Genomic DNA, 20,276 nt, shown 5'->3' with positions numbered 1-20,276 from the left:
TTTTTGGCGACATGGCAACAGGTAGCGGCTCGGCAATCGCGGAAGGCAGGCGGGCTTGACCGGCAGTCACGTCATCTTATCAGGCGGTTCCAGCGGCATTGGCCTGGCGCTGGCCGGGATTTACCTGGGAAACGGCAGCCGCGTCACCCTGATCGGCCGCTCGGCCGATCGGCTGCAGGATGCCGCCAGCCGCTTGCAGGCCTCCCGGTCGACCAACGCGGACCGCATCCGTCTCGCAGCCGTCGATGTTTCGGACGCTACGGCTTTGGCCGCGGCAATCGCCGAGGCCCAATCAGTCTTTGGACCCTGCGATATCCTGATCACATCGGCCGGCATCGTGTTGCCAGGGCTGCTCCACACGGCTGCCGATAGCGCCGTGCGCGAGCAGATCGAGACCAATCTGATCGGCACGATCAATGCAGCACAGGCCGTCTATGCAGGGATGCGGCAACGCGGCCGGGGCACGATTCTGTTCATATCATCCGCCGCAGCGCTGATCGGCATTCCGGGCTACGCCGCCTATTGCGCCTCGAAAGCCGGCCTGACGGGCTTTGCCGATTCCCTGCGCATGGAGGCGGAGCCGGCCGGCATTCATGTGGCGATCTGCTATCCCCCCGACACCGACACGCCGCAACTGGCCGGCGAACTGGCCCATCGCCCGCCGGAAGCTGGGGTTATCATGGGGCATGTCAAACCCTGGCCGGCCGACAAGGTCGCCGAGCACATCGTCAGGGGGCTCGATCAAGGTCGGCACGAGATCTTTTTCGGCCTGACCCTGCATCTGCTTGCCCGCTTCGGCTCGCTGGTCAAGCCGATCCTCACTTGGTGGTTCCTGCGCCGGATATCCCGCTGACATCCGACAGTTCCGCCTCGTAGCGGAAATGCGAACGATCCGGCGGGCTGTCGACGGGCAACAGGTCCGTCTCGCCGAACAGCCGGTCCGCCATTGCCTCGGCGCCTGCCTCCATCGCCGCACGGCCGATGAAGCCGCCGCGCACCTGGATGGTTCTGGCCATGGCCCTGACCAGTGCTCCCGGCATATCGGGTTCGGGCGGCATCGGCATCCGCCAGAAGGATGCGAGACTGGCCTGATGGGTCAATCCAGCCACATCATAGACCGCCGGTGCCAGCGCGATAACCGGTTTGTGTGCCAGAAGCGCCGTCAGGCCGACCGTCGAATTGATGGTCACAATCCCGATGGAACGGGCAATCAAGGCATCGAGGTCGCCACCGTCGATCACATGGATCCGACCCTCGACACCATTTTGCCGCGCCAGCCGGGTTATCCGCCCGCTCCATCGGCTGAGGCCATTGTCGATCGGGTGAACTTTGAACAGCAGTCGTGTCGTCTCAGGGGCATGGAGGGCGAACGAGCGGATTACGGCGGCCACCAGCTTGAAGAGGTTGCCCATCGGGGCATGGACGCGGATCTGGTAGTCACCTGGCAGTTGCAGCGGAAACAGGAAGAAGTCGGGCGAACCATCGATATAGCGCTGTTCCACACTCCGGGCCGCCCGACGGCGCCAGGGCGCGGTGATGGCTTTGCCGATCCAGCCCGCATATTCGACCAGCGGATGAACCGCACCATGGGCACGATAATGGGGATGAACCAGCCAACCGAGCAGGACATTCGGAATATGGAAGGCCAGATCGTAGAGCGCATAGGTCAGGAAGCTGCTGGCGAAGCGGGCATCGCTTGGCGGATCGGCTTCCCCCTCGGCAAGCTTTCGAATGGTTGTCGCATCAGCGGGAAAACAGGATTTGCTCGACATCCCAAAGGGTTCGAGTGTCAGCCAGTCGGGCCGCAGATATCCATGCTCGAATATATGCGCCCGGATATGAAGTTGCCGGGCAACAGTCACGGCAGCGGCATGCCTTGGCCGCCCATCGCCCAACATGACGATATCCGTGACGCCCTTCTCGGTCACGTAGCGCTTGAGGAAATCCGGCCATTCGGCCGGCCGGCCGGTAAACCAGTCGGCCTTGCGCGGCCACCAGAAACAGCCGTCACCGAGACAGAAATTGATTTTCAGGACCTTGGCGCCCCGCCGTTCGGCTGCCTCGGCCAATGTCTTCAGGAAGGGGGAGGCCGGTCCTTGCAGGAAAAGAAGGGTCAAATGCCGCATCCCACACACTTATAATCTTGTTCATCCGTTACCAGCCTTCTATACTGAAAACATCGGTTGACTGGAACCTTTTACCAAGTCTCGACGACAGGAGCCAACTGGGTCGGAAAGCCATCCTGCGGGCTCCTGTCGTCGAGACTTGTCATGAGTTCCCCTTTGGACAGAATGTTGCATGCGTGAATGTTCAATGAAATCGGGAAGTTCCGTGTAATGCGGCCTCCCTCGCTCGACCGATCGATCCTTTTCCTGCAAGGCCCTCCCTCAACATTCTGGCGACAATTGTCTGAAGCCTTTGAGCGGAGCGGAATTGCGACACATCGGGTCAATTTCTCCCTCGGCGACCGGTTCTATTGGCAAAAGCCAGGCGCGCTCAATTTCCGCGACTCGATTTCACGCTGGCCCGGCTATCTGAAGGCGCTGATCGAACGCGAGAACGTTTCCGATATTCTCTACTATGCCGACCAATTGCCTTATCACCGCATCGCGCTTGACGTGGCCAGGGAACTCGGTGTCCGCTGTCACGCGGTCGAATTTGGTTATCTGCGGCCCGACTGGATTACCCTCGAGCGGGATGGAATGGGCCGTCACTCCCATTTTCCTAACGATCCGGCCCGGGTCTCGGCCATTGCGGCAAAGGTTGGCGAACCGGACCTCGAGGTCAAATATGCCCATACCTTCGGTCAGGAGGCGTTCAACGAGGTTGTCTACAACCTCCTGTCCTTCTTCGGTCGCCCTTTCTATCCGCTCTACAAGGCCGACAAATACTATTCGGCCCTGGTGGACTACGTGCCGTGGCTCTGGCGCTCCTTCAAGACTCCGGCGATCCTGCCACACGATTTTCTCAACGCCGGCCATCCGTCATTCTACCTGGCTGCTCTGCAACTCCAGAGCGACTATCAGATCCGGGCGAATTCGCCCTACCGGCATCTTCGGGAGATGCTGGAGGAGGTCATCTCTTCGTTTGCCGCCTACGCGCCCAAGGACAACAATCTCGTCTTCAAGCAGCACCCGCTGGACAACGGTCTTGAACGCTGGGGACGCAACATCCGCCAGATTGCCAGGGCGCATGGCGTGGAAGACCGGGTCATTTTCATCGAGCAGGGCAATCTCAATGCCATTTTGAGACAGGCAAGAGGGGTTATCGTCGTCAATTCGACCGTCGGAATCCACAGCCTGCGTGCCCACAAGCCGACCATAGCGCTCGGTTGCGCCATCTACGACGTGGCCGGATTGACTCACCAAAGCGGCCTCGACGATTTTTGGGAACACCCCGCTCCGGTCGATCTGAAATTGCTAGGCGACTTCATCACCGCGCTCGCCGCAACCGTTCAGATCAAGGGAAACTTCTACAATGAAGAAGGGCGAAAGGTAGCGATCAATGAAATTGTCGGGCGGATCCTTTCCGCAACGGTCAACCAGCCGGACGCTTTCATCGTGCCGCCCCCCCGTTTCGACTCCCCCAAAGGACTCGCCAAGCGTCCAAATTCAGACTAAGGAAGCACCGGGAAAATCGATGGACACGGAATATGTTAGGTTCGCGATGATATTGTAATTGATGTGGGTGGAATTTGTTATTTTGCCTATGCTATGGAGTGTCCGCCGGCCAAGTGCCGGTTGAGGGAGTCGAAACTTGAAGCGGTTCATTGTTGCCATCATCTGCGTCGGCCTTGCTGGTTGCGAAGCAGTTCCCGGGGCAGGCCCCCTCGCCTCGTCCATCAATTCACAAGCTGGAAAATCCACAAGTGAGCTCAACCACGCCAATGGCACCGTCTTTGATATCATCGACGTCGACGCCAGGGCGGCCCAGATGGTTGCCAATTTTTCGGCGGAAATGCTAAAGCGCCGTTTCGGCATCGGCGGCGGCGCGCAGAGCGCCGTGATCGGCATCGGCGATCACCTGAAAGTAACCATTTTCGAAGCCGGCGCCGATGGCCTGTTTTCGACATCCGATTCAAAGCAGACCGGTCTCGATGTCGTCGTGCAGCCCGATGGCAAGGCATCCATTCCCTATGTGGGACTGGTGTCGTTTAACGGGAAAACCCTCGAACAGGCCCGCCAGTCCATCCTCAGCGCCCTGGTCAACAAGGCTGTCGAGCCGGATGTCATCGTCACCAGCGTCAGCACCGCATCCCGCAACGTCACCGTCTCTGGCGCCGTCGGCAGCCCGTCAATGGTGCCCCTCGGACTTGTCGGTGAGAGAATCACCGAAGTCATCGCCAAGGCCGGCGGACCGAGCGAGGAACCCTACGAGTCCTATGTGACGCTGGTGCGCAACCAGAAGACCGGCACGGTGCTTCTGCAGTCGATCATCCAGAACCCGTCGGAAAACATCTTCGTCGAGCCGAAGGACCAGCTTTTTGTCACCCACGACCCGCGGACCTTCACCGCGCTCGGCGAGTTCGGCAAGAATGCCCGCGTTCCCTTTGCAGCCAACGATCTCAACCTGCTTGAGGCTATCGCTCTGGCAGGCGGCGGCAACGATGCCAGCAGCGACGCCAAGGGCTATTTTGTCTTCCGCTATGAAGAACCAGAAATCGTTGCGGATCTGCTATCTCCGGATCGCTTCCACGACCTGGTCAGCAAAGGCATGCGGCCGAACAAGGAAGGCCGCTATCCGATCGTCTACCGGTTCGACATGTCGGTTGCCGACAGCCTGATCATCGGGCAGAGCTTCCCGGTCAAGAACCGCGACGTCATCTATGCCTCGCGCCATCCGACGGTCGATATTTCGAAATTCGCGAAGGTTATCGCACAGCCGATTACGTCGGCAAGATACGTGGATCAGATAATCCAGTAAGTCAGAACCGGCTTTGCCGGCAGACATCCATATTACAGAAAGCCCGGAGTGCTCGATCAGCGCTCCGGGCTTTTTTCATGTCAATGGCGGAAATGCCGGACGCCGGTGAACACCATGGCAACGCCATGGTCGTCCGCCGCTGCGATTACATCGGCATCGCGCATCGACCCGCCCGGCTGGATAACGGCGGTCGCACCAGCGGCAATGGCGGCCAGCAGGCCATCGGCAAACGGATAGAAGGCCTCCGATGCCACTGCAGAGCCGCGCGTCAGCGGCTCGGCAAGCCCCAGCGCCTTGGCGGCGTCTTCGGCCTTCATCGCCGCAATCCGGGCGGAATCGACGCGGCTCATCTGGCCGGCGCCAATGCCGGCCGTCTGGCCGTCCTTGGCATAGATCACCGCATTCGATTTTACATGCTTGGCGATCTTGAAGGCAAACTTCATGTCTTCGAGCTCGGTCGCCGTCGGCGCGCGCTTCGTTACGACCTTGAGATCGAGATCCTCGACCACGACATTGTCTCGTGACTGCACCAGCAGACCACCCGAGACGGTCTTTGCGGTAATGCCGGGTGCACGAGGATCGGCAAGGCTTCCGGTGACCAGCAGTCGCAGGTTGGTCTTGCGGGCAATGATCGCCTTGGCCTCACCCGAGACAGCGGGTGCCACGATGACCTCGGTGAAGAGCTTGACGATCTCCTCGGCCGTCTCGGCGTCGAGCGTCTGGTTGAGCGCGATGATGCCGCCGAAGGCCGATACCGGATCGCAGGCCAGCGCCCGCTTGTAGGCATCCAGCAGGGTCTTGCCGGTCGCCACGCCGCAGGGGTTGGCATGCTTGATGATCGCGCAGGCCGGACCATTCTCGGGCAGGAATTCCGACACCAGCTCAAAAGCCGCATCCGTGTCGTTGATATTGTTGTAGGACAACTGCTTGCCCTGCAGCAGCTCAGCCGTCGAAACGCCGGGGCGCTTGTCGCCGGAGACGTAGAAGCCCGCACTCTGGTGCGGGTTTTCGCCGTAGCGCATCGCCTCCTTGAGCGCGCCGCCGACTGTGCGATAGGCCGGCATGTCGATGGCAAGGGCCTCGGCAAACCAGTTGGAGATCGCCGTGTCGTAGGCCGCCGTCCGGGCATAGGCCTTGGCGGCCAGCTTCTGCCGGAAGGCATAGGTGGTCTCGCCGTTGCCGGCGTGCAATTCCTCAAGCAGCAGGGCGTAGTCCGCAGGATCGGTGAGGACGGTCACATAGGCATGGTTCTTGGCCGACGCCCGGATCATCGCCGGCCCGCCGATATCGATATTCTCGACGGTCGTCGGATAATCTCCGCCGGCGGCCCGCACGGCTTCAAACGGATAGAGGTTGATGACGGCGAGATCGATGCTGTCGATCTTGTGTTCGGCCATCGCTGCGACATGCTCGGCATCGTCACGGATCGCCAACAGGCCGCCATGCACGCCGGGATGCAGTGTCTTGACCCTTCCGTCCATGATCTCCGGAAAACCCGTGACTTCGGACACGTCGACCGCCGGAAGGCCGGCAGCAACGATCGCCTTGTAGGTTCCACCGGTCGAGACCAGCCGTATGCCCATGTCGCTGAGCGCCCGCGCCAGATCGATGATGCCGTCCTTGTCGGAAACCGACAGCAGCGCCGTACGGATTCTGACTTTGTCCGGAATAGGGGTTTTCTTGGATACAACGGCCATCTGCGCTCGCTCCGATCATCAATGCCTGAGACGCTACCCGCGGGTGGCGCCCGGTTCATGCGCCGCCTAGCACAGCTGGCCCTGTGTGGAAACAGGCGTAGCGCGAGAACCCCTATTTCTCGTGGGATTGGCAGGCTGGAAGACGGAATCTGCGGCCAAATGGCCGCCCGGCGGGTTGGGCCCTACGCGTGGTGGGACAGAAACCACCAGATTTCCGGACCCGAAAAAGCAAGCTCGATCTGCTCGGAGGGCTGGACACCCGATACCGCGGCAAAGAACACATCCTCAGCAATCACCGGATTGCCGGCCGGCGCCGAGAAGACCCAGCTCTCGCCATCGGACGCTTCCAGCCGGATGCTGCGTTCATCGATCGGCACCAGTGAAATGGCCGGATGGATATGGAAGCGGGCGATCGCCGGCGCCTGAGGATTTTTTGTCAACGGCTCGCCAGAGGCCTGCAGGAAGCGATCTCTGCCGACGATCTTCGTTCCCGTGGCATTGATGCGGATTTCCCGCTCGTGCAGCAGGCCGAAGGGATCGAGATAGCCGTCGTGGATCGCCGACAGGTGGTCGCTGCCGTCGGCAGCCGTGCCGCGCTTCACGTCGACCTTGCCGACCCCGCCGACGATCAGCGGTCCCAGATAGCGCGACCGCGCCATGCGGCTGGACGACATGTCGCCGACAATGACCGTCGAATGGGCCGCCGTCGCCCGCGCCATCTGCCGCAACTTCTCGCCGGCAAAGCGCGGCGAGCCGGAATTAATGATGAAGCGATGCTTGCCCGACGACATCTCGAACGACAGCGTACCGGCATGGGCGGTCTTGGACAGATCGGCAGAAGGTGGCCGGCCGGTATCGACGATAATCACCGTGCCGCCCGCCGCCAGACGCTGGAAATGCATATGCGGCAAAGCCTTGAACGGCTGGCCGGCGGTCTCGTCATAGCGCAGCACCGACATCAGGTCGTTGGCAAGCGTCGACGTAGCGCCATTGAACAGCGCCAGAGCGCCGTCCTGGTGCCGGAAGAACCGCAGGGCCGGATACATCCGGTCGATCGCCGGGATCAGCCGGACCGGCACGTCGTGACCGAGATTGATATAGGTCTGGCGCAGCGGCAGCAGATCGAACAGCAGCTCCAGCGCGGATTGCGGATTGCGCGAGATATGCCCGCCATCCGGCAGGATCTGCCGATCGATTTCCGCATCGAGATGGCGCGACGCGCGCCGGATGCCGCGCGCACTGGAAAACATCGAGACGGAGGCCATCGCCAGGGCAATCCGGATCCGCAACCGCACGATACCGTCGTCCGAGTGATCGGCAATCCGGTTCAGGTAGCGCACCTGGAAGGCCAGGTTCTTCAGGAAGCGGCGATAGAAGCCGCCATCGGCCTCCTGCAGCACGACAGGCGAATGGGACAACCAGGCTATGATCCGCTGGGCGACGATATCCGTTTCCCAGGCGACCCCGCGGATGCGTGTGCCATGCAGCCCGATCCAATCATCGACGATGGCGCGGGCATTGGCGCAGGCAGCGGCCGATTTGTTGGCCCTCAGATGGCGCAGCCAGGCAAAGGAATGCAATCTCACGGCAAAGAGATGGGAGGGAAGCTCCAGCGCGAAGGGCGATTGATCGCCGCATTCCAGCACCCGCCCCGCGAGAGGGAAGCGTCCTTCGAGGATTTCTTCGGCGACGAAGGGGTCGACGACCCGCAGATCCGTCGGGGCAACAATCAGACGGCTTGGCGCGCCACCGGAAAACCGCCATGCATAGATATGACCGACCGCCAGCTGGCGGGTGAGCTTCTGCCAGGTTTCACGGATGTAGAGAAGCGGCAGTTTATGGCGTTCCGTGATTCGCATTGTCGTTCCATGCTGTCGCTGCAGCCGGGTAAGCCGGAGATGGACGAGAGCGAACAACAGCACATGTGCCAATCCGTCGATCTGGTCGAGCGCCCGGCGATACGCCACGCACTCTTCCCCTCCCCAACAGAGCGTGCCGACGGACTGATTGCCAAAAGCGGATCAGCCGGCGGATTCTCTATTGTCTATGAGTTAACGCTTTATATGAACATTTCATTAAATTCTGCGCAATTGGCAGGCGTAGAAGCCATCGAGCCCCCCGGCAAAGCCATCGTCAGCCGGCAGCATGGCCGGCGTCGTGCGAAATTCGCCCAGCGGCGTGATCGCCGCTTCCAGACCCGGCCAGTCCTGCGCCAGAGCCGCAACGCGCTCGAACTGCGGATTGTCGGTAAGGACGCGGGCCACGACCGCCTCGCCTTCCAGCGGATCGAGCGAACAGTTGGAAAACACCACCGAACCGCCGGGCCGGACCAGGGTCAGGGCGTGCCGAAGCAGCTTTTCCTGCACCTCGGCCAGCTTTTCGATGTCGGCGGGACCCTTGGTCCAGAGAACGTCGGGATGGCGGCGCGTCGTGCCGGTCGAGGAACACGGCGCATCGAGCAGCACGGCATCGAAACCCTCGTCCGGCTTGTAGTCGAGCAGGTTGGCCTGCACGACATCTGCCGAATAGCCAAGTCGGTCGAGATTGCCCTTGAGGCGGGTGATGCGGCTGGCCGACTGTTCGACGGCGGTAACGACCGCGCCGTGCTGCACGAGCTGCGCCGTCTTGCCGCCGGGTGCGGCGCAAAGGTCGGCGGCGCGCTTGCCGGCAAGGTCGCCGAACATCAGGACGGGAATCGCGGCGGCCGCATCCTGCACCCACCATTCGCCCTCCGCAAACCCCTCGAGCGAGGGGATCGAGCCGCGGAAATCTGCAAGCCGGACGCTGCCGGTTGGCAGCAGCTTGCCGGTCAGCTTCTCGGCCCACTGGTCCGGAGAGGATTTCACCGTTAGGTCGATGGCAGCCGGCACCATCTGGGCGGCGGCCATCTTTTCCGCTTCCGATTGGCCATAGGCCTTCACCAGCCGGCTGAAGAACCAGTCCGGCATGCAGACGACCGAGGAGACCTGCTGAAGCAGCGCCTGCTTTTCCCGCCCGAGACGGCGAAGAACGGCATTGACCACCTTGGCAAAGCGCCGATTGCGCGGATCGCGATTGGCTTGCTCCACGGCAAGGTCGACAGCCGAGTGATCCGGCACGTCGAGAAACAGCATCTGCGCGGCGGCCACCACCATCAGATGATGCAGCGCCCGTGCGCCGTCTGGAAGCGGCGCATCGAGCAGCATGTCGAGAATGGCATCGATGCGCGGCAGGGCGCGCAGCGCGCTGTGCAGAATGGCCCGCACCAGGGCTCGGTCGGCATCACCGAGCGCCCGATAGGCCGGGTTGCCGGTCTGGGCATCCATCATTCCGTCCAGCGGGGTCTTCCGGTCGACGACGGCCGCCAGCAGCTTGGCGGCGGCCATTCTGGCTTCAAGGCCGGGTTTCAGGTCATAAGTGTCGGTATCGCCGAACCCTCTGCCATGGCGCGGAGCGCCTTTTTTGCCCGAAGTCTTCTTACCGGATGTCTCGTTCAATCCCACGGTCCCTTTGGCGGTTGCGAACCACCGCGTCCCCAGCCGGAATCCGGAACGGAGCGCGATTTGCGCCGGGGCATATCAGCCCGCGGGGCATCCGTCGACCTTGGCTGCGTGCCGATCGACATTTGCTGGAGCGCCGCAATGCGGTTTTCCGTGTTCGGATGGGTCGAAAACAGGTTGTCCATGCGCTCGCCGCTCAGCGGATTGATGATGAACATATGGGCCGTGGCCGGATTGCGCTCTGCATCGGGATTGTGCACCACCGTTGCTTCGCCGGCGATCTTGGCGAGCGCCGAGGCCAGCCATAGCGGATTGCCGCAGATTTCCGCGCCGCGCCGGTCTGCGGCATATTCCCGTGTCCGGCTGATCGCCATCTGCACCAGCATGGCTGCGAAAGGTGCCACGATCATCGCCACCAGGACGCCGATAATGCCGAAGCCGCCATTGTTGTCGTCTCGCCGCCCGCCGAACAGGAAGGCGAAATTGCCGAGCATGGAGATCGCGCCGGCAAGCGTCGCGGTGATCGTCATGGTCAGCGTATCGCGGTTTTCGACATGGGCGAGTTCGTGGGCCATCACGGCGGCCACTTCCTGAGGGGTCAGCTTGCGCAACAGCCCCGTCGATGCCGCAACGGCAGCATTCTGCGGATTGCGCCCGGTTGCAAAGGCATTGGGCTGCGGGCTGTCGAAGAGATAGACCTTCGGCATCGGCAGGTCGGCATTGTGCGCCAGATCGCGGATGGTCGCATAGAATTCCGGCGCGTTGCTCTCGTCGATTTCCTGTGCATGGTAGGCTGACAGCACCATGCGGTCGGAATTCCAATAGGAGAAGAAATTCATCCCCGCGGCCATGACGAAGGCGATCAGCATGCCACTCTGGCCGCCGATCAGATATCCGACCCCCATGAACAGTGCTGTCATAAAAGCCAGCAGCATGGCAGTCCGCATGAAGTTCATCATTGCTCTCCGCGTTGAACCGGGCGATGCGGCGACAGGTTTTTCTGGACCGCCGATCCTCTTATGATTTAAAAATAGATATGACATTTTCAATATTCGGCGAACCGAAAGCGATCATGACCAACGATAATGTCCCTGAAAACGAACGATTGGCGGGCGCAGTGCCCGTCAACGAACCGACCGCCCCCCGGCCACCGCTCTCCGCGGCAGCCAGGCGAGCTCTTGCCGAAGCCGAGGAGCGGCGCCGGGCCGAGCCCGCCAAGGAGCCGCCGGAGGAAATCGGCGGCCGCGGCGGCGCCGATCCGGCCCGCTTCGGCGACTGGGAAATCAAGGGCCGGGCCATCGATTTCTGAGGCTATCGCCCGGCAAATGCGGTGATCCGTCCGCCACCCCGGACAATTCGGCGACCGGCAGGCTTTGCTAGACCGGCAAATCAGCTTAGTTTGGCGCGATGGCCCCATGGCGGCAGGCTGGATCCAGGAGCACGATGACAAGCAGGGCGAGGAGTTTTGCCGACAGGCGCAGGGCGCGCGTCGCCGGCCTGCTGTCGGTAACCCTGCTGATGCTGGGCTCATCAATGGTCAGCGCTGACCGGACCGGGGCGCAGGAACCGGAGGCGACGCCGGCCGCGCAACCTGCCGCACCCTCTCCGCCGGCTGCTACGGCAGACCCGCAGGATCCGTCGACGGCATTGCGAGAAAAGCGGGACGAGGTCGGGCGCGAGCTTCAGGATCTGTCCCAGACCCTGAAGCTCTCCGAGCAGAAGGCGACGGAGCTGCAGCAGGGCATTGCAGCGCTGGAGAAGACGGCCGGCAGCCTGCGCGAGGCTTTGATCGAATCGGCCACCCGCCGCAAGGACCTCGAAAAGGCGATCGCCGCCAGCGAGACCAAGCTTGCCGAATACGGCCTGCGTGAAGACGAGATCCGCAAGTCATTTTACGAGCGCCGCGGCACGCTGGCCGAAGTGCTGGCCGCCCTGCAGCGCATGGGCCGCAATCCGCCGCCGGCCCTGCTGGTCAGCCCCGACGATGCGCTGGCATCGGTGCGGACCGCCATCCTGCTTGGCGCGGTGGTGCCCGGCATCCGCAAGGAAACCGACGAACTGGCCAGCGACCTGCATGATCTCGCCACCCTGCGGGTTTCCATCCAGTCGGAAAAAACAACGCTGCTCGCCACGCTGCAAAGCCGCCAGGAAGAAGAGCGCCGCATGGATCTGCTGCTTGTCGAGAACGACAAGCTCAGCCGCAAGAGCGCCGCCCAATTGGAGGAGGAGCGCCGGCATTCCGAGGAGCTGGCGAAAAAGGCCGTCACCTTGGAAGGATTGATCGGCTCACTGGAAACCGAGATCGCCTCGGTGCGCGAAGCCATGGACGCGGCGCGCCTCGAGGAGGAGAAGCGCCGGCAGCAAACCGAGGAACAAAGGCAGCGGGCGCGCGAGCTGGCCGAGACCACATTGCCCGATAAAAACCGCATTGCGCCAGCATATTCCTTCGGTGAACTGAAGGCCAAACTGGAGCTTCCCGCGGCAGGCGAAATCCTGCGGCAGTTCGGTGATCCGGATGGCACGGGCCATCCCGCAAGAGGCATGGTGATCGCCTCTTCAGCGGGTTCCGTGGTCACGGCACCTTCGGATGCGACGGTGGTTTATGCGGGAGAATTTCGCAGTTATGGCCAGATGATCATCCTCAATACGGGCGAGGGTTATCATATTGTCCTTTCCGGAATGGACCGGGTGAACACGCAAGCGGGCAAGTTCGTTCTCTCCGGCGAGCCCATTGCGGTGATGGGTGAAAAAAGAGTGGCAAGCGCAACCGCATTGGCGCTGGAAACAGATCGCCCAACGCTTTACATAGAATTCAGAAAAGACGGCAAGTCGGTTGATTCTCGGCCATGGTGGGTCGAACGGGACTCCGGAAAGGTACGCAATGATACGTAGGGCTTCTCTTATGCTCGTCGGGGCGCTGATGGGTGCAACAGCGATGAGCGTTCTTTATTCCGCGGGCATCCCGGCCGAGGCCGCAGGCACGTCGACCTATAAGGAACTGTCGATTTTTGGCGACGTGTTCGAGCGGATTCGCGCCCAATACGTGACACCGCCGGACGAGGAAAAGCTGGTGGAGAATGCCATCAACGGCATGCTCAGCTCGCTCGATCCCCATTCCAGCTACATGAATGCCAAGGATGCGGCAGACATGCAGACCCAGACCAAGGGTGAGTTTGGCGGCATCGGCATCGAAGTCACCATGGAAGACGAACTGGTCAAGGTGATCACGCCGATCGATGACACGCCCGGCGCCCGCGCCGGCATTCTGGCCGGCGACTTCATTTCCGAGATCAATGGCGAGGCGGTCCGCGGCCTGCAGCTTCCCGCTGCCGTCGAGAAGATGCGCGGCGCGGTCAATACGCCGATCAAGCTGACCATCTTGCGCAAGGGGGCCGACAAGCCCATCGAAATCACCGTCGTTCGGGAAATCATTCCGATCCGGGCCGTCAAGTCGCGGGTCGAAGGCGATGTCGGCTATCTCAGGGTGATCTCGTTCACCGAGAAGACCTATGACGATCTGGAAGCAGCGATCGTCAAGATCAAGAAGGAAGTCCCGGCCGACAAGCTGAAGGGCTATGTACTGGATCTGCGGCTCAACCCGGGCGGACTGCTGGACCAGGCGATCTACGTCTCCGACGCCTTCCTCGAACGCGGCGAAGTCGTATCGACCCGCTCGCGCGATCCGGAAGATACCCGCCGCTTCAATGCCAGCGCCGGCGACCTGACGGACGGCAAGCCGCTCATCGTGCTCGTCAACGGCGGTTCGGCCTCCGCCTCTGAAATCGTGGCGGGCGCGCTGCAGGACCTGCGTCGCGCAACGGTTCTCGGCACCCGCTCGTTCGGCAAAGGCTCCGTCCAGACCATCATCCCGATGGGCGAAAAGGGCGCGCTGCGCCTGACGACGGCGCTCTATTACACGCCGTCCGGCAAGTCGATCCAGGGTACCGGCATCCGCCCCGACATCATCGTCGAGCAGCCGCTGCCGGAAGAACTGCAGGGCCGCGTCCGGGCTGAAGGCGAATCGGCGCTGCCGGGCCATATCCAAGGCCAGAGCGAGACCGACGAGGGCTCAGGCTCCGTTGCCTATGTTCCGCCGGAAGCCAAGGACGACATCCAGCTGAATCAGGCGCTTGATCTGCTGCGCGGCGTCAAGACGGATCCGGCCTTCCCGCCGAACCCGGACAAGGCCGTCGTCGAAAAGTAAACCGAAGGCATAAGGTGCCGATTGCAGATGCGGTCGGCACCTTTTTCATGATCCGCTGGTCCGGGGTTACCTTGGGTCGAGCGACGACAGCGTATGCAGTCCTGGCAGACGGCCACACGACGAAAGGTTTCCGCCGCGCCGGAGACCGATGCGGCACGCGCAGGACGACGGGAACGGATACGGGGCTTGGGCGCAGATCTTCATGCACCACTGGGGCAGAACCGCCGGACTGCGGCTGCCGGATCGCGCCGCCTTTCGCCATCCCTCATCGCCAGCATAGCGGCCGTGTCAGGAATCCTCGGGCTTTCGATCTACACCGCCGTGATGCCCGAAGCCCTGCAGAAAACCGCCTCGCTTCCACAGACTCCCACCCTTGAGCAAACGGCCGGCAGCGCCTCCGCCGAGGGCAATGCCACAAAGGCTCCAAGCGCCACCGGACAGCTCTCTGCCCGTGCCCCCCATTCCGGCGCCAATGTGGAGCGCACCACCATGCCCGACGGCACCGTGGTGACGAAATTCACGCCTCGCCCGCGCGGCGAGAACGGACCGGCCCTGATCGATACACCAAGGATTGGCCAGGATCCGCGCATGGCGGCCATGCCCAACGAGGATTTGCTGGAAGACAGCGTCTATGGACCGATCCCGATCATCGGCCCGGACGGCCAACGGCCGGTCGATCAATATGCAAGGCCGTGGTCCGGCGCGCGCGGCACAAGGATCGCCATCGTCGTCGGCGGGCTTGGCCTGAGCCAGACGGGTACGCAGCGCGCCATCAAACAATTGCCCGAGGAAGTCACCTTCGCCTTTGCCGCAACCGGCAACAGCCTGCAGCGCTGGATGAAGGAGGCGCGCAACGCCGGCCACGAGATCCTCCTGCAAATCCCCATGGAGCCGTTCGACTACCCCGCCAACGATCCGGGCCGCGGCACCTTGCGGGTCGACCAGTCGGCAGCGGACAACCTGGACGATCTGCACCAGTCCATGGCAAGCATTACCAATTATACCGGTGTGATGAACTATATGGGCGGGCGGTTTCTGGCCGATGCCGAGGCTCTGGACCCCATGATTCGTGACATTGCCGGCCGCGGCCTGTTGTTTCTCGATGACGGATCGTCGGCCCAGTCGCTGGTCGGCCAATATGCCAAGACGCTCGACATGCCCCACGCCTTTGCCGACCTGCAGCTGGACGGCCAGCTCGACGAGAGGGCGATCCTGACGCGGCTCGACGAGCTGGAGCGCATTGCGCGCAAGAACGGCACGGCGATCGGCACGGCCTCGGCCTTCGACGAGAGCATTGCGGCGATCCGCAAATGGAGCGAAGAAGCAACCCTGCGCGGCATCGAGATCGTTGGCGTCTCGGCCATCGCGACCGACATGGAACGGTAAGGACCGATATGACCCGAAGCGTAGTGACAGCAAGCGATCTGCCTTACCGACCCTGTGTCGGCATCATGGTGTTGAACCCGGCCGGCCTGGTCTGGACAGGACGGCGCATTCCCGTCGGCAATTCGGAATATGACGGCTCGCCGCAGCTGTGGCAGATGCCGCAGGGCGGGATCGACAAGGGCGAAGACGCCCTCGCCGCAGCCTATCGCGAGCTTTACGAGGAAACCGGCATGACATCGGTGTCCCTGCTGGCCGAGGCTCCGGACTGGATCAACTACGATCTGCCGCCCGAGCTGATCGGCATCGGCCTGAAAGGCCGATATCGCGGACAGACCCAACGCTGGTTTGCCTTCCGCTTCGAGGGCGACGAAAGCGAGATCGCCATCAATCCGCCGCCCGGCGGCGAGCACGCCGAATTCGATGCCTGGGAATGGAAGCCGATGCGCGACCTTCCGGACCTGATCGTGCCGTTCAAGCGGCAGGTCTACGAGCGCGTCGTCGGCGCGTTCCAGCATCTGGTGGCCTGAGATACCTGACTGCAGGAACAGAAAAGGCCGGGTCCCAAAGGCCCGGCCAGGTCCAGAATGATTGGCGATATCGCCGAATTATTCAGCCGAATCGGCCGATTCGGCGTTGAGCTGGCCATAACGCTCTTCGCCGATCTTGGCGAGCAGATCCAGCTGGGTTTCCAGGAAGTCGATATGGCCCTCCTCGTCCGTCAGCAGCGCTTCGAACAGGGCCATGGTGACATAGTCGCCGGCTTCATGACAGATTTCGCGGGACTTCTTGTAGGCCGTGCGCGCATCGTATTCGCCGGCGAGATCGGCTTCCAGCACTTCCTTGACGTTCTGCCCGATGCGCAACGGTGCAACGGTCTGCAGATTGGGATGGCCTTCGAGGAAAATGATGCGGTCGATCAGCTTGTCGGCATGCTGCATCTCTTCGATCGATTCGGCGCGTTCCTTCTTCGCCAGCTTGGTGTAGCCCCAATCGTTGAGCAGCCGGTAATGGAGCCAATACTGGTTGACCGCTCCGAGCTCGAGGAAAAGTGCCTCATTTAAGCGTTCGATGACTTTCGCGTCGCCCTTCATGACAGATGCTTCCTATGCTTGCGTTGTGATGGCGCAATGAAAGCAGGAATAGGCAGCGAAGTCGAGCCCTATCTAGAATCGTTCCAGAAGTTTGCGGGGAAAGGCGCGTGTCCGTAAGCCACCGATACCGATGCGGCACGTAAACCAATCAGGCGGCAGAGACCGTGCGCTGGCGCCGTTCCAGGATGGCGGTCTTCTGTTCCTGATGAAACCGCCTGAGCCGTTCCATGAAATCGATCACTTCCACGCCATCCGAGTTGCGTGCGGCATGATAGGCTTCGGTGGTGGAAACAATGAGGTCGACGACGGTCGGGAAACAGCCGCAGCAGCGGCCGCGCTTGGACATCGCATGATACACCTTGGCCGGGACGATCAGCTGCCAACAGTCCTCATCGAGAAGCTGTGTGATGACTTCTCTGATGTCCTGATCGGTGATGTAATTGCAGCTGCAAACCAGCATAGGAGTACGCGCCCGTCAAACATGACATTCAGTCTCTCCTTTTTGCTAAACAAGACGGCCTTTGTCAAGATAGTTTGTATTCGCAGGTTGAGGCGAGGCACCGCACAAGCCGGCGCCAATCGACGATGTTTGCGCCCGCCGGCCGATTGCCCATCGAAAGATGTCGATGAGGCGGTCTTGGCAAGATCTGGTTAAGGTTTTCTTTCTATTAACGGGTCTGGCGTGACAACTCCTTTGATGGTCTTGCGTAACATGCAGCTTCCCCCTTCCCGTATTCCCCTTTCCAATCTGCCGGATGCCGATCCCGATTGTGATCACATGCCCGCACCCCGTCCGGATGCGGTTTCGCATCCTGAGGTGCCCGGCATGGATCGGCAGCCGTCAACGCAGACGTTCCCCGATGCGGTTATTCTCGACCCGGCGAAACTTCCCGCCTGGCAAAGGGCATTCGTTCTGGGGCCAAACGTGCGGTTTACCCGCACGCCTTCCGCAGCCGGCGTCCGGCCGGAAGCCGAGCGGCGAGATGTCGTGACGGCAGCAGTCAGCCCCCCCCATCCTTCTGGTCAGACCGTGGCTGACCCCCTGCCGTCCTCCGCCTATGTCATCGGGCGGGGCAATCCGGCTTTTCCGTCCAGAACGGAGACCACTCCCTCGCCGGCCGGCGAACTGCAACGGCAGATCAGCCAGGCCCTACAGGCTCAGGAGTCTGGACAAGCCGCGTCCATCGAGACCCAGACAGCACTGCCTCAGGGTGTCCCGCCGATCCGGACCGGCTCGCCACTGATCGTCCCGAAGCGCTTGGCACCGCAACAGCGCGGCTCCGGCTTCGTGCAGACGGTTCTCGATCACGGCACGCAAGCAGCAACTGAGCCGGCACCCGCGACTGGCCTGCAGCAGGGAGAGCCATCCGCCAATTTGCCTGCACCGGCGGCCGAACCGCAGCCGCAAGCAGCCGCCGCTCAGGCGCCCGGCGGGCCTGTCCTGCCTAAGCCTTCCGTAACACCTGCGCGCTTTGTCTCAACCATTCCGGACCATCTGATCTGGGAAATGATGAGCCTGGGGGCCTCTGATGGTGCCGAGACGCGCGCTGCACCCCAGGCACCAACCAGGCAGGCGGCCGCGTTCGTCCAGCGTCCTGTTGCCGGCGCAAACCCGATGGCGGCAGGCACCCCGGCAGACGCCGTACCGCGCCTGAATCCGAAGCCGGTTCAGGTCCCGTCGGTACCGGCCAAGGCGACCTCTGAATCTCGCGACCCGCTTCCCTCGGCCGTCCATCTCTACCGGCAGGTCGCACTGCACCGCCCGGCCGCGCTGCAAGTGGAGGCCGCCGAACCTGTCGTGACCTTGGACACCGCGTTGCAACCGGCTGCAGCCGCCGTCCAGCCGGCCATCGCAACCGAGGCTCCCTCGACCCGGCTGACGGCCAAGCGTGCACCCGGACCGCTGTCCTTTGTGCAGACGGAAGATTACCTCTTTCCCGACGTCGATCTTCTGCAGACCGCCGCGCCGCGCCAGGTCGGCATGATGAGCCAGGAGGCGCTCGAACAGAGTGCCGGATTGTTGGAGAGCATTCTTGAGGATTTCGGCGTAAAGGGCGAGATCATCGACGTTCGCCCCGGTCCCGTCGTCACGCTCTACGAATTCGAGCCGGCACCCGGGGTCAAGTCGTCGCGCATCATCAACCTGTCGGACGACATCGCCCGCTCGATGTCGGCACTTTCCGCTCGTGTCGCCGTCGTTCCCGGTCGCAACGTGATCGGCATCGAGCTTCCCAATGCCGAGCGCGAGACCGTCTATCTGCGCGAATTGATCGAAAGCGGCAGTTATGTCGGCACGGACCACCGCCTGCCGCTCTGCCTTGGAAAGACCATCGGCGGCGAGCCGGTGATCGCCGACCTTGCCCGCATGCCGCATCTTCTGGTCGCCGGCACGACCGGTTCCGGCAAGTCGGTCGCCATCAATACGATGATCCTGTCGCTGATCTACCATCTTCGGCCCGAGGAATGCCGCCTGATCATGGTCGATCCGAAGATGCTGGAACTGTCGGTCTATGACGGCATCCCCCATCTGCTGACGCCCGTCGTCACCGACGCCAAGAAGGCCGTCCTGGCCCTGAAATGGGCGGTGCGCGAAATGGAAGAGCGCTATCGCAAGATGTCGCGGCTCGGCGTGCGTAATATCGATGGCTTCAACGCCCGCGTCGCGCAGGCAAGGTCCACCGGCGAGACGATCATGCTGAGTGTGCCGAGCGGTTTCGACCGGGCCACCGGCGAGCAGACCTTCGAGGACCAGGAACTCGACTTGACGGCGCTGCCCTTCATCGTCGTCATCGTGGACGAGATGGCCGATCTGATGATGGTCGCTGGCAAGGAAATTGAAGGCGCGATCCAACGGCTCGCCCAGATGGCACGCGCCGCCGGCATCCACCTGATCATGGCGACGCAACGTCCGTCGGTCGACGTCATCACCGGTACGATCAAGGCGAACTTTCCGACCCGCATCTCCTTCCAGGTCACCTCGAAGATCGACAGCCGCACGATCCTCGGCGAGCAGGGCGCCGAACACCTGCTCGGCCAGGGGGACATGCTGCATATGGTCGGCGGCGGCCGCATTGCGCGCGTCCACGGTCCCTTCGTGTCCGACCGCGAGGTCGAAAACGTCGTCAAGCATCTGAAGACCCAGGGACAGCCGGCCTATCTCGGCAGCGTCACCGAAGATGACGACGAGGTTGCAGCCGAAGAGGATACACCTGTCTTCGATGATACCGCCATGGGCGGCGAGAGCGATGGCGACGAACTCTATGAGCGGGCGATCAAGATCGTCCAGCGCGACAAGAAATGCTCGACATCCTACATCCAGCGGCGGCTGTCGATCGGCTACAACCGCGCCGCTTCCCTGGTGGAGCGCATGGAAAAGGATGGCTTGGTCGGCGCGCCAAACCACGTCGGCAAGCGCGAGATCCTCGCGCAACGCACCATGGACGTCAAAGACGGCGAACACCAGATGGGTTGATCGGAAGCCATCCGCAGCCGGGCC

At 62.2% G+C, this 20,276-nt stretch carries 16 protein-coding genes; 9 read left to right on the top strand and 7 right to left on the bottom strand.

Annotated features, from left to right (window positions below):
* Nucleotides 1–55 precede the first annotated feature (55 nt).
* Entirely contained in the window at nt 56–853 is a 798-nt protein-coding gene (locus HFC70_RS10840) for an SDR family oxidoreductase (RefSeq protein ID WP_168473257.1), read from the top strand.
* Here HFC70_RS10840 and HFC70_RS10835 read toward each other — a convergent pair.
* On the bottom strand, nt 819–2,126 hold the full coding sequence (locus HFC70_RS10835; protein WP_168473256.1) for a capsule biosynthesis protein: 1,308 nt from the start codon (nt 2,124–2,126) through the stop codon (nt 819–821). The genes HFC70_RS10840 and HFC70_RS10835 overlap by 35 nt on opposite strands.
* Before the next feature lie 180 nt (nt 2,127–2,306).
* Between HFC70_RS10835 and HFC70_RS10830 the strand changes: the two genes are divergently transcribed.
* Nucleotides 2,307–3,620: a capsule biosynthesis protein gene (locus HFC70_RS10830; RefSeq protein ID WP_246735733.1), complete on the top strand. Its 1,314-nt coding sequence runs from the start codon at nt 2,307–2,309 to the stop codon at nt 3,618–3,620.
* Nucleotides 3,621–3,756: 136 nt separating this feature from the next.
* On the top strand, nt 3,757–4,923 hold the full coding sequence (locus HFC70_RS10825) for a polysaccharide biosynthesis/export family protein (protein WP_168473255.1): 1,167 nt from the start codon (nt 3,757–3,759) through the stop codon (nt 4,921–4,923).
* Nucleotides 4,924–5,003: 80 nt separating this feature from the next.
* Here the strand turns inward: HFC70_RS10825 and purH are convergent, their stop codons facing one another.
* The 4 genes from purH to htpX form a co-directional block, all read right to left on the bottom strand.
* The gene (purH, locus tag HFC70_RS10820; RefSeq protein ID WP_168473254.1) at nt 5,004–6,620 is read right to left on the bottom strand and encodes a bifunctional phosphoribosylaminoimidazolecarboxamide formyltransferase/IMP cyclohydrolase; all 1,617 of its coding nucleotides are present in this window, start codon (nt 6,618–6,620) and stop codon (nt 5,004–5,006) included.
* Nucleotides 6,621–6,802: 182 nt separating this feature from the next.
* Nucleotides 6,803–8,479, bottom strand: coding sequence for a heparinase II/III family protein (locus tag HFC70_RS10815; RefSeq protein WP_168473514.1), 1,677 nt, complete (start codon nt 8,477–8,479; stop codon nt 6,803–6,805).
* Nucleotides 8,480–8,695: 216 nt separating this feature from the next.
* Nucleotides 8,696–10,096 (bottom strand): RsmB/NOP family class I SAM-dependent RNA methyltransferase, encoded by a 1,401-nt coding sequence (locus tag HFC70_RS10810; protein WP_246735732.1) that lies wholly within the window; start codon nt 10,094–10,096, stop codon nt 8,696–8,698.
* On the bottom strand, nt 10,093–11,055 hold the full coding sequence (gene htpX / locus HFC70_RS10805; protein ID WP_168473253.1) for a zinc metalloprotease HtpX: 963 nt from the start codon (nt 11,053–11,055) through the stop codon (nt 10,093–10,095). Before htpX ends, HFC70_RS10810 begins: the two co-directional genes overlap by 4 nt.
* Before the next feature lie 116 nt (nt 11,056–11,171).
* On the opposite strand from htpX, the gene HFC70_RS10800 reads away from it, so the two are divergent.
* From HFC70_RS10800 to HFC70_RS10780, 5 genes are all read left to right on the top strand, one after another.
* A complete protein-coding gene (locus tag HFC70_RS10800) occupies nt 11,172–11,408 on the top strand; it encodes a DUF1674 domain-containing protein (RefSeq protein ID WP_168473252.1) in 237 nt (78 codons plus the stop codon).
* A gap of 224 nt (nt 11,409–11,632) precedes the next feature.
* Nucleotides 11,633–12,991, top strand: a complete 1,359-nt coding sequence (locus tag HFC70_RS10795; RefSeq protein ID WP_246735745.1) for a murein hydrolase activator EnvC — start codon at nt 11,633–11,635, stop codon at nt 12,989–12,991.
* Nucleotides 12,981–14,303, top strand: coding sequence for a S41 family peptidase (locus tag HFC70_RS10790; RefSeq protein ID WP_168473251.1), 1,323 nt, complete (start codon nt 12,981–12,983; stop codon nt 14,301–14,303). The genes HFC70_RS10795 and HFC70_RS10790 overlap by 11 nt, the downstream gene beginning before the upstream one ends.
* A gap of 186 nt (nt 14,304–14,489) precedes the next feature.
* The gene (locus tag HFC70_RS10785) at nt 14,490–15,689 is read left to right on the top strand and encodes a divergent polysaccharide deacetylase family protein (protein ID WP_168473250.1); all 1,200 of its coding nucleotides are present in this window, start codon (nt 14,490–14,492) and stop codon (nt 15,687–15,689) included.
* Nucleotides 15,690–15,697: 8 nt separating this feature from the next.
* On the top strand, nt 15,698–16,216 hold the full coding sequence (locus tag HFC70_RS10780) for an RNA pyrophosphohydrolase (RefSeq protein ID WP_168473249.1): 519 nt from the start codon (nt 15,698–15,700) through the stop codon (nt 16,214–16,216).
* A 78-nt stretch (nt 16,217–16,294) separates the two neighbouring features.
* On the opposite strand, the gene bfr is transcribed toward HFC70_RS10780, so the two are convergent.
* The gene (gene bfr / locus HFC70_RS10775; RefSeq protein WP_168473248.1) at nt 16,295–16,780 is read right to left on the bottom strand and encodes a bacterioferritin; all 486 of its coding nucleotides are present in this window, start codon (nt 16,778–16,780) and stop codon (nt 16,295–16,297) included.
* Nucleotides 16,781–16,928: 148 nt separating this feature from the next.
* Nucleotides 16,929–17,240, bottom strand: coding sequence for a bacterioferritin-associated ferredoxin (locus HFC70_RS10770; RefSeq protein WP_168473247.1), 312 nt, complete (start codon nt 17,238–17,240; stop codon nt 16,929–16,931).
* 366 nt (nt 17,241–17,606) lie between these two features.
* On the opposite strand from HFC70_RS10770, the gene HFC70_RS10765 reads away from it, so the two are divergent.
* Nucleotides 17,607–20,252, top strand: a complete 2,646-nt coding sequence (locus HFC70_RS10765; RefSeq protein ID WP_168473246.1) for a DNA translocase FtsK — start codon at nt 17,607–17,609, stop codon at nt 20,250–20,252.
* Nucleotides 20,253–20,276 lie beyond the last annotated feature (24 nt).

It is taken from the genome of Agrobacterium sp. a22-2 (assembly GCF_012276985.1).
Classification (GTDB): Bacteria; Pseudomonadota; Alphaproteobacteria; order Rhizobiales; family Rhizobiaceae; genus Allorhizobium.
The sequence above is the reverse complement of the archived record's forward strand: the minus strand, read 5'-3'. Positions and strand labels throughout refer to the sequence as shown.

Bases quoted from the DNA above. Each gene is read 5' to 3' on its own strand.
- HFC70_RS10795 (WP_246735745.1), top strand. From the start codon at position 11,633: ATGGTCAGCGCTGACCGGACCGGGGCGCAGGAACCGGAGGCGACGCCG.
- bfr (WP_168473248.1), bottom strand. From the start codon at position 16,780: ATGAAGGGCGACGCGAAAGTCATCGAACGCTTAAATGAGGCACTTTTC.
- HFC70_RS10835 (WP_168473256.1), bottom strand. From the start codon at position 2,126: ATGCGGCATTTGACCCTTCTTTTCCTGCAAGGACCGGCCTCCCCCTTC.
- HFC70_RS10815 (WP_168473514.1), bottom strand. From the start codon at position 8,479: ATGCGAATCACGGAACGCCATAAACTGCCGCTTCTCTACATCCGTGAA.
- htpX (WP_168473253.1), bottom strand. From the start codon at position 11,055: ATGAACTTCATGCGGACTGCCATGCTGCTGGCTTTTATGACAGCACTG.
- HFC70_RS10800 (WP_168473252.1), top strand. From the start codon at position 11,172: ATGACCAACGATAATGTCCCTGAAAACGAACGATTGGCGGGCGCAGTG.
- HFC70_RS10770 (WP_168473247.1), bottom strand. From the start codon at position 17,240: ATGCTGGTTTGCAGCTGCAATTACATCACCGATCAGGACATCAGAGAA.
- HFC70_RS10830 (WP_246735733.1), top strand. From the start codon at position 2,307: ATGTTCAATGAAATCGGGAAGTTCCGTGTAATGCGGCCTCCCTCGCTC.
- HFC70_RS10765 (WP_168473246.1), top strand. From the start codon at position 17,607: ATGGATCGGCAGCCGTCAACGCAGACGTTCCCCGATGCGGTTATTCTC.
- HFC70_RS10780 (WP_168473249.1), top strand. From the start codon at position 15,698: ATGACCCGAAGCGTAGTGACAGCAAGCGATCTGCCTTACCGACCCTGT.
- purH (WP_168473254.1), bottom strand. From the start codon at position 6,620: ATGGCCGTTGTATCCAAGAAAACCCCTATTCCGGACAAAGTCAGAATC.
- HFC70_RS10790 (WP_168473251.1), top strand. From the start codon at position 12,981: ATGATACGTAGGGCTTCTCTTATGCTCGTCGGGGCGCTGATGGGTGCA.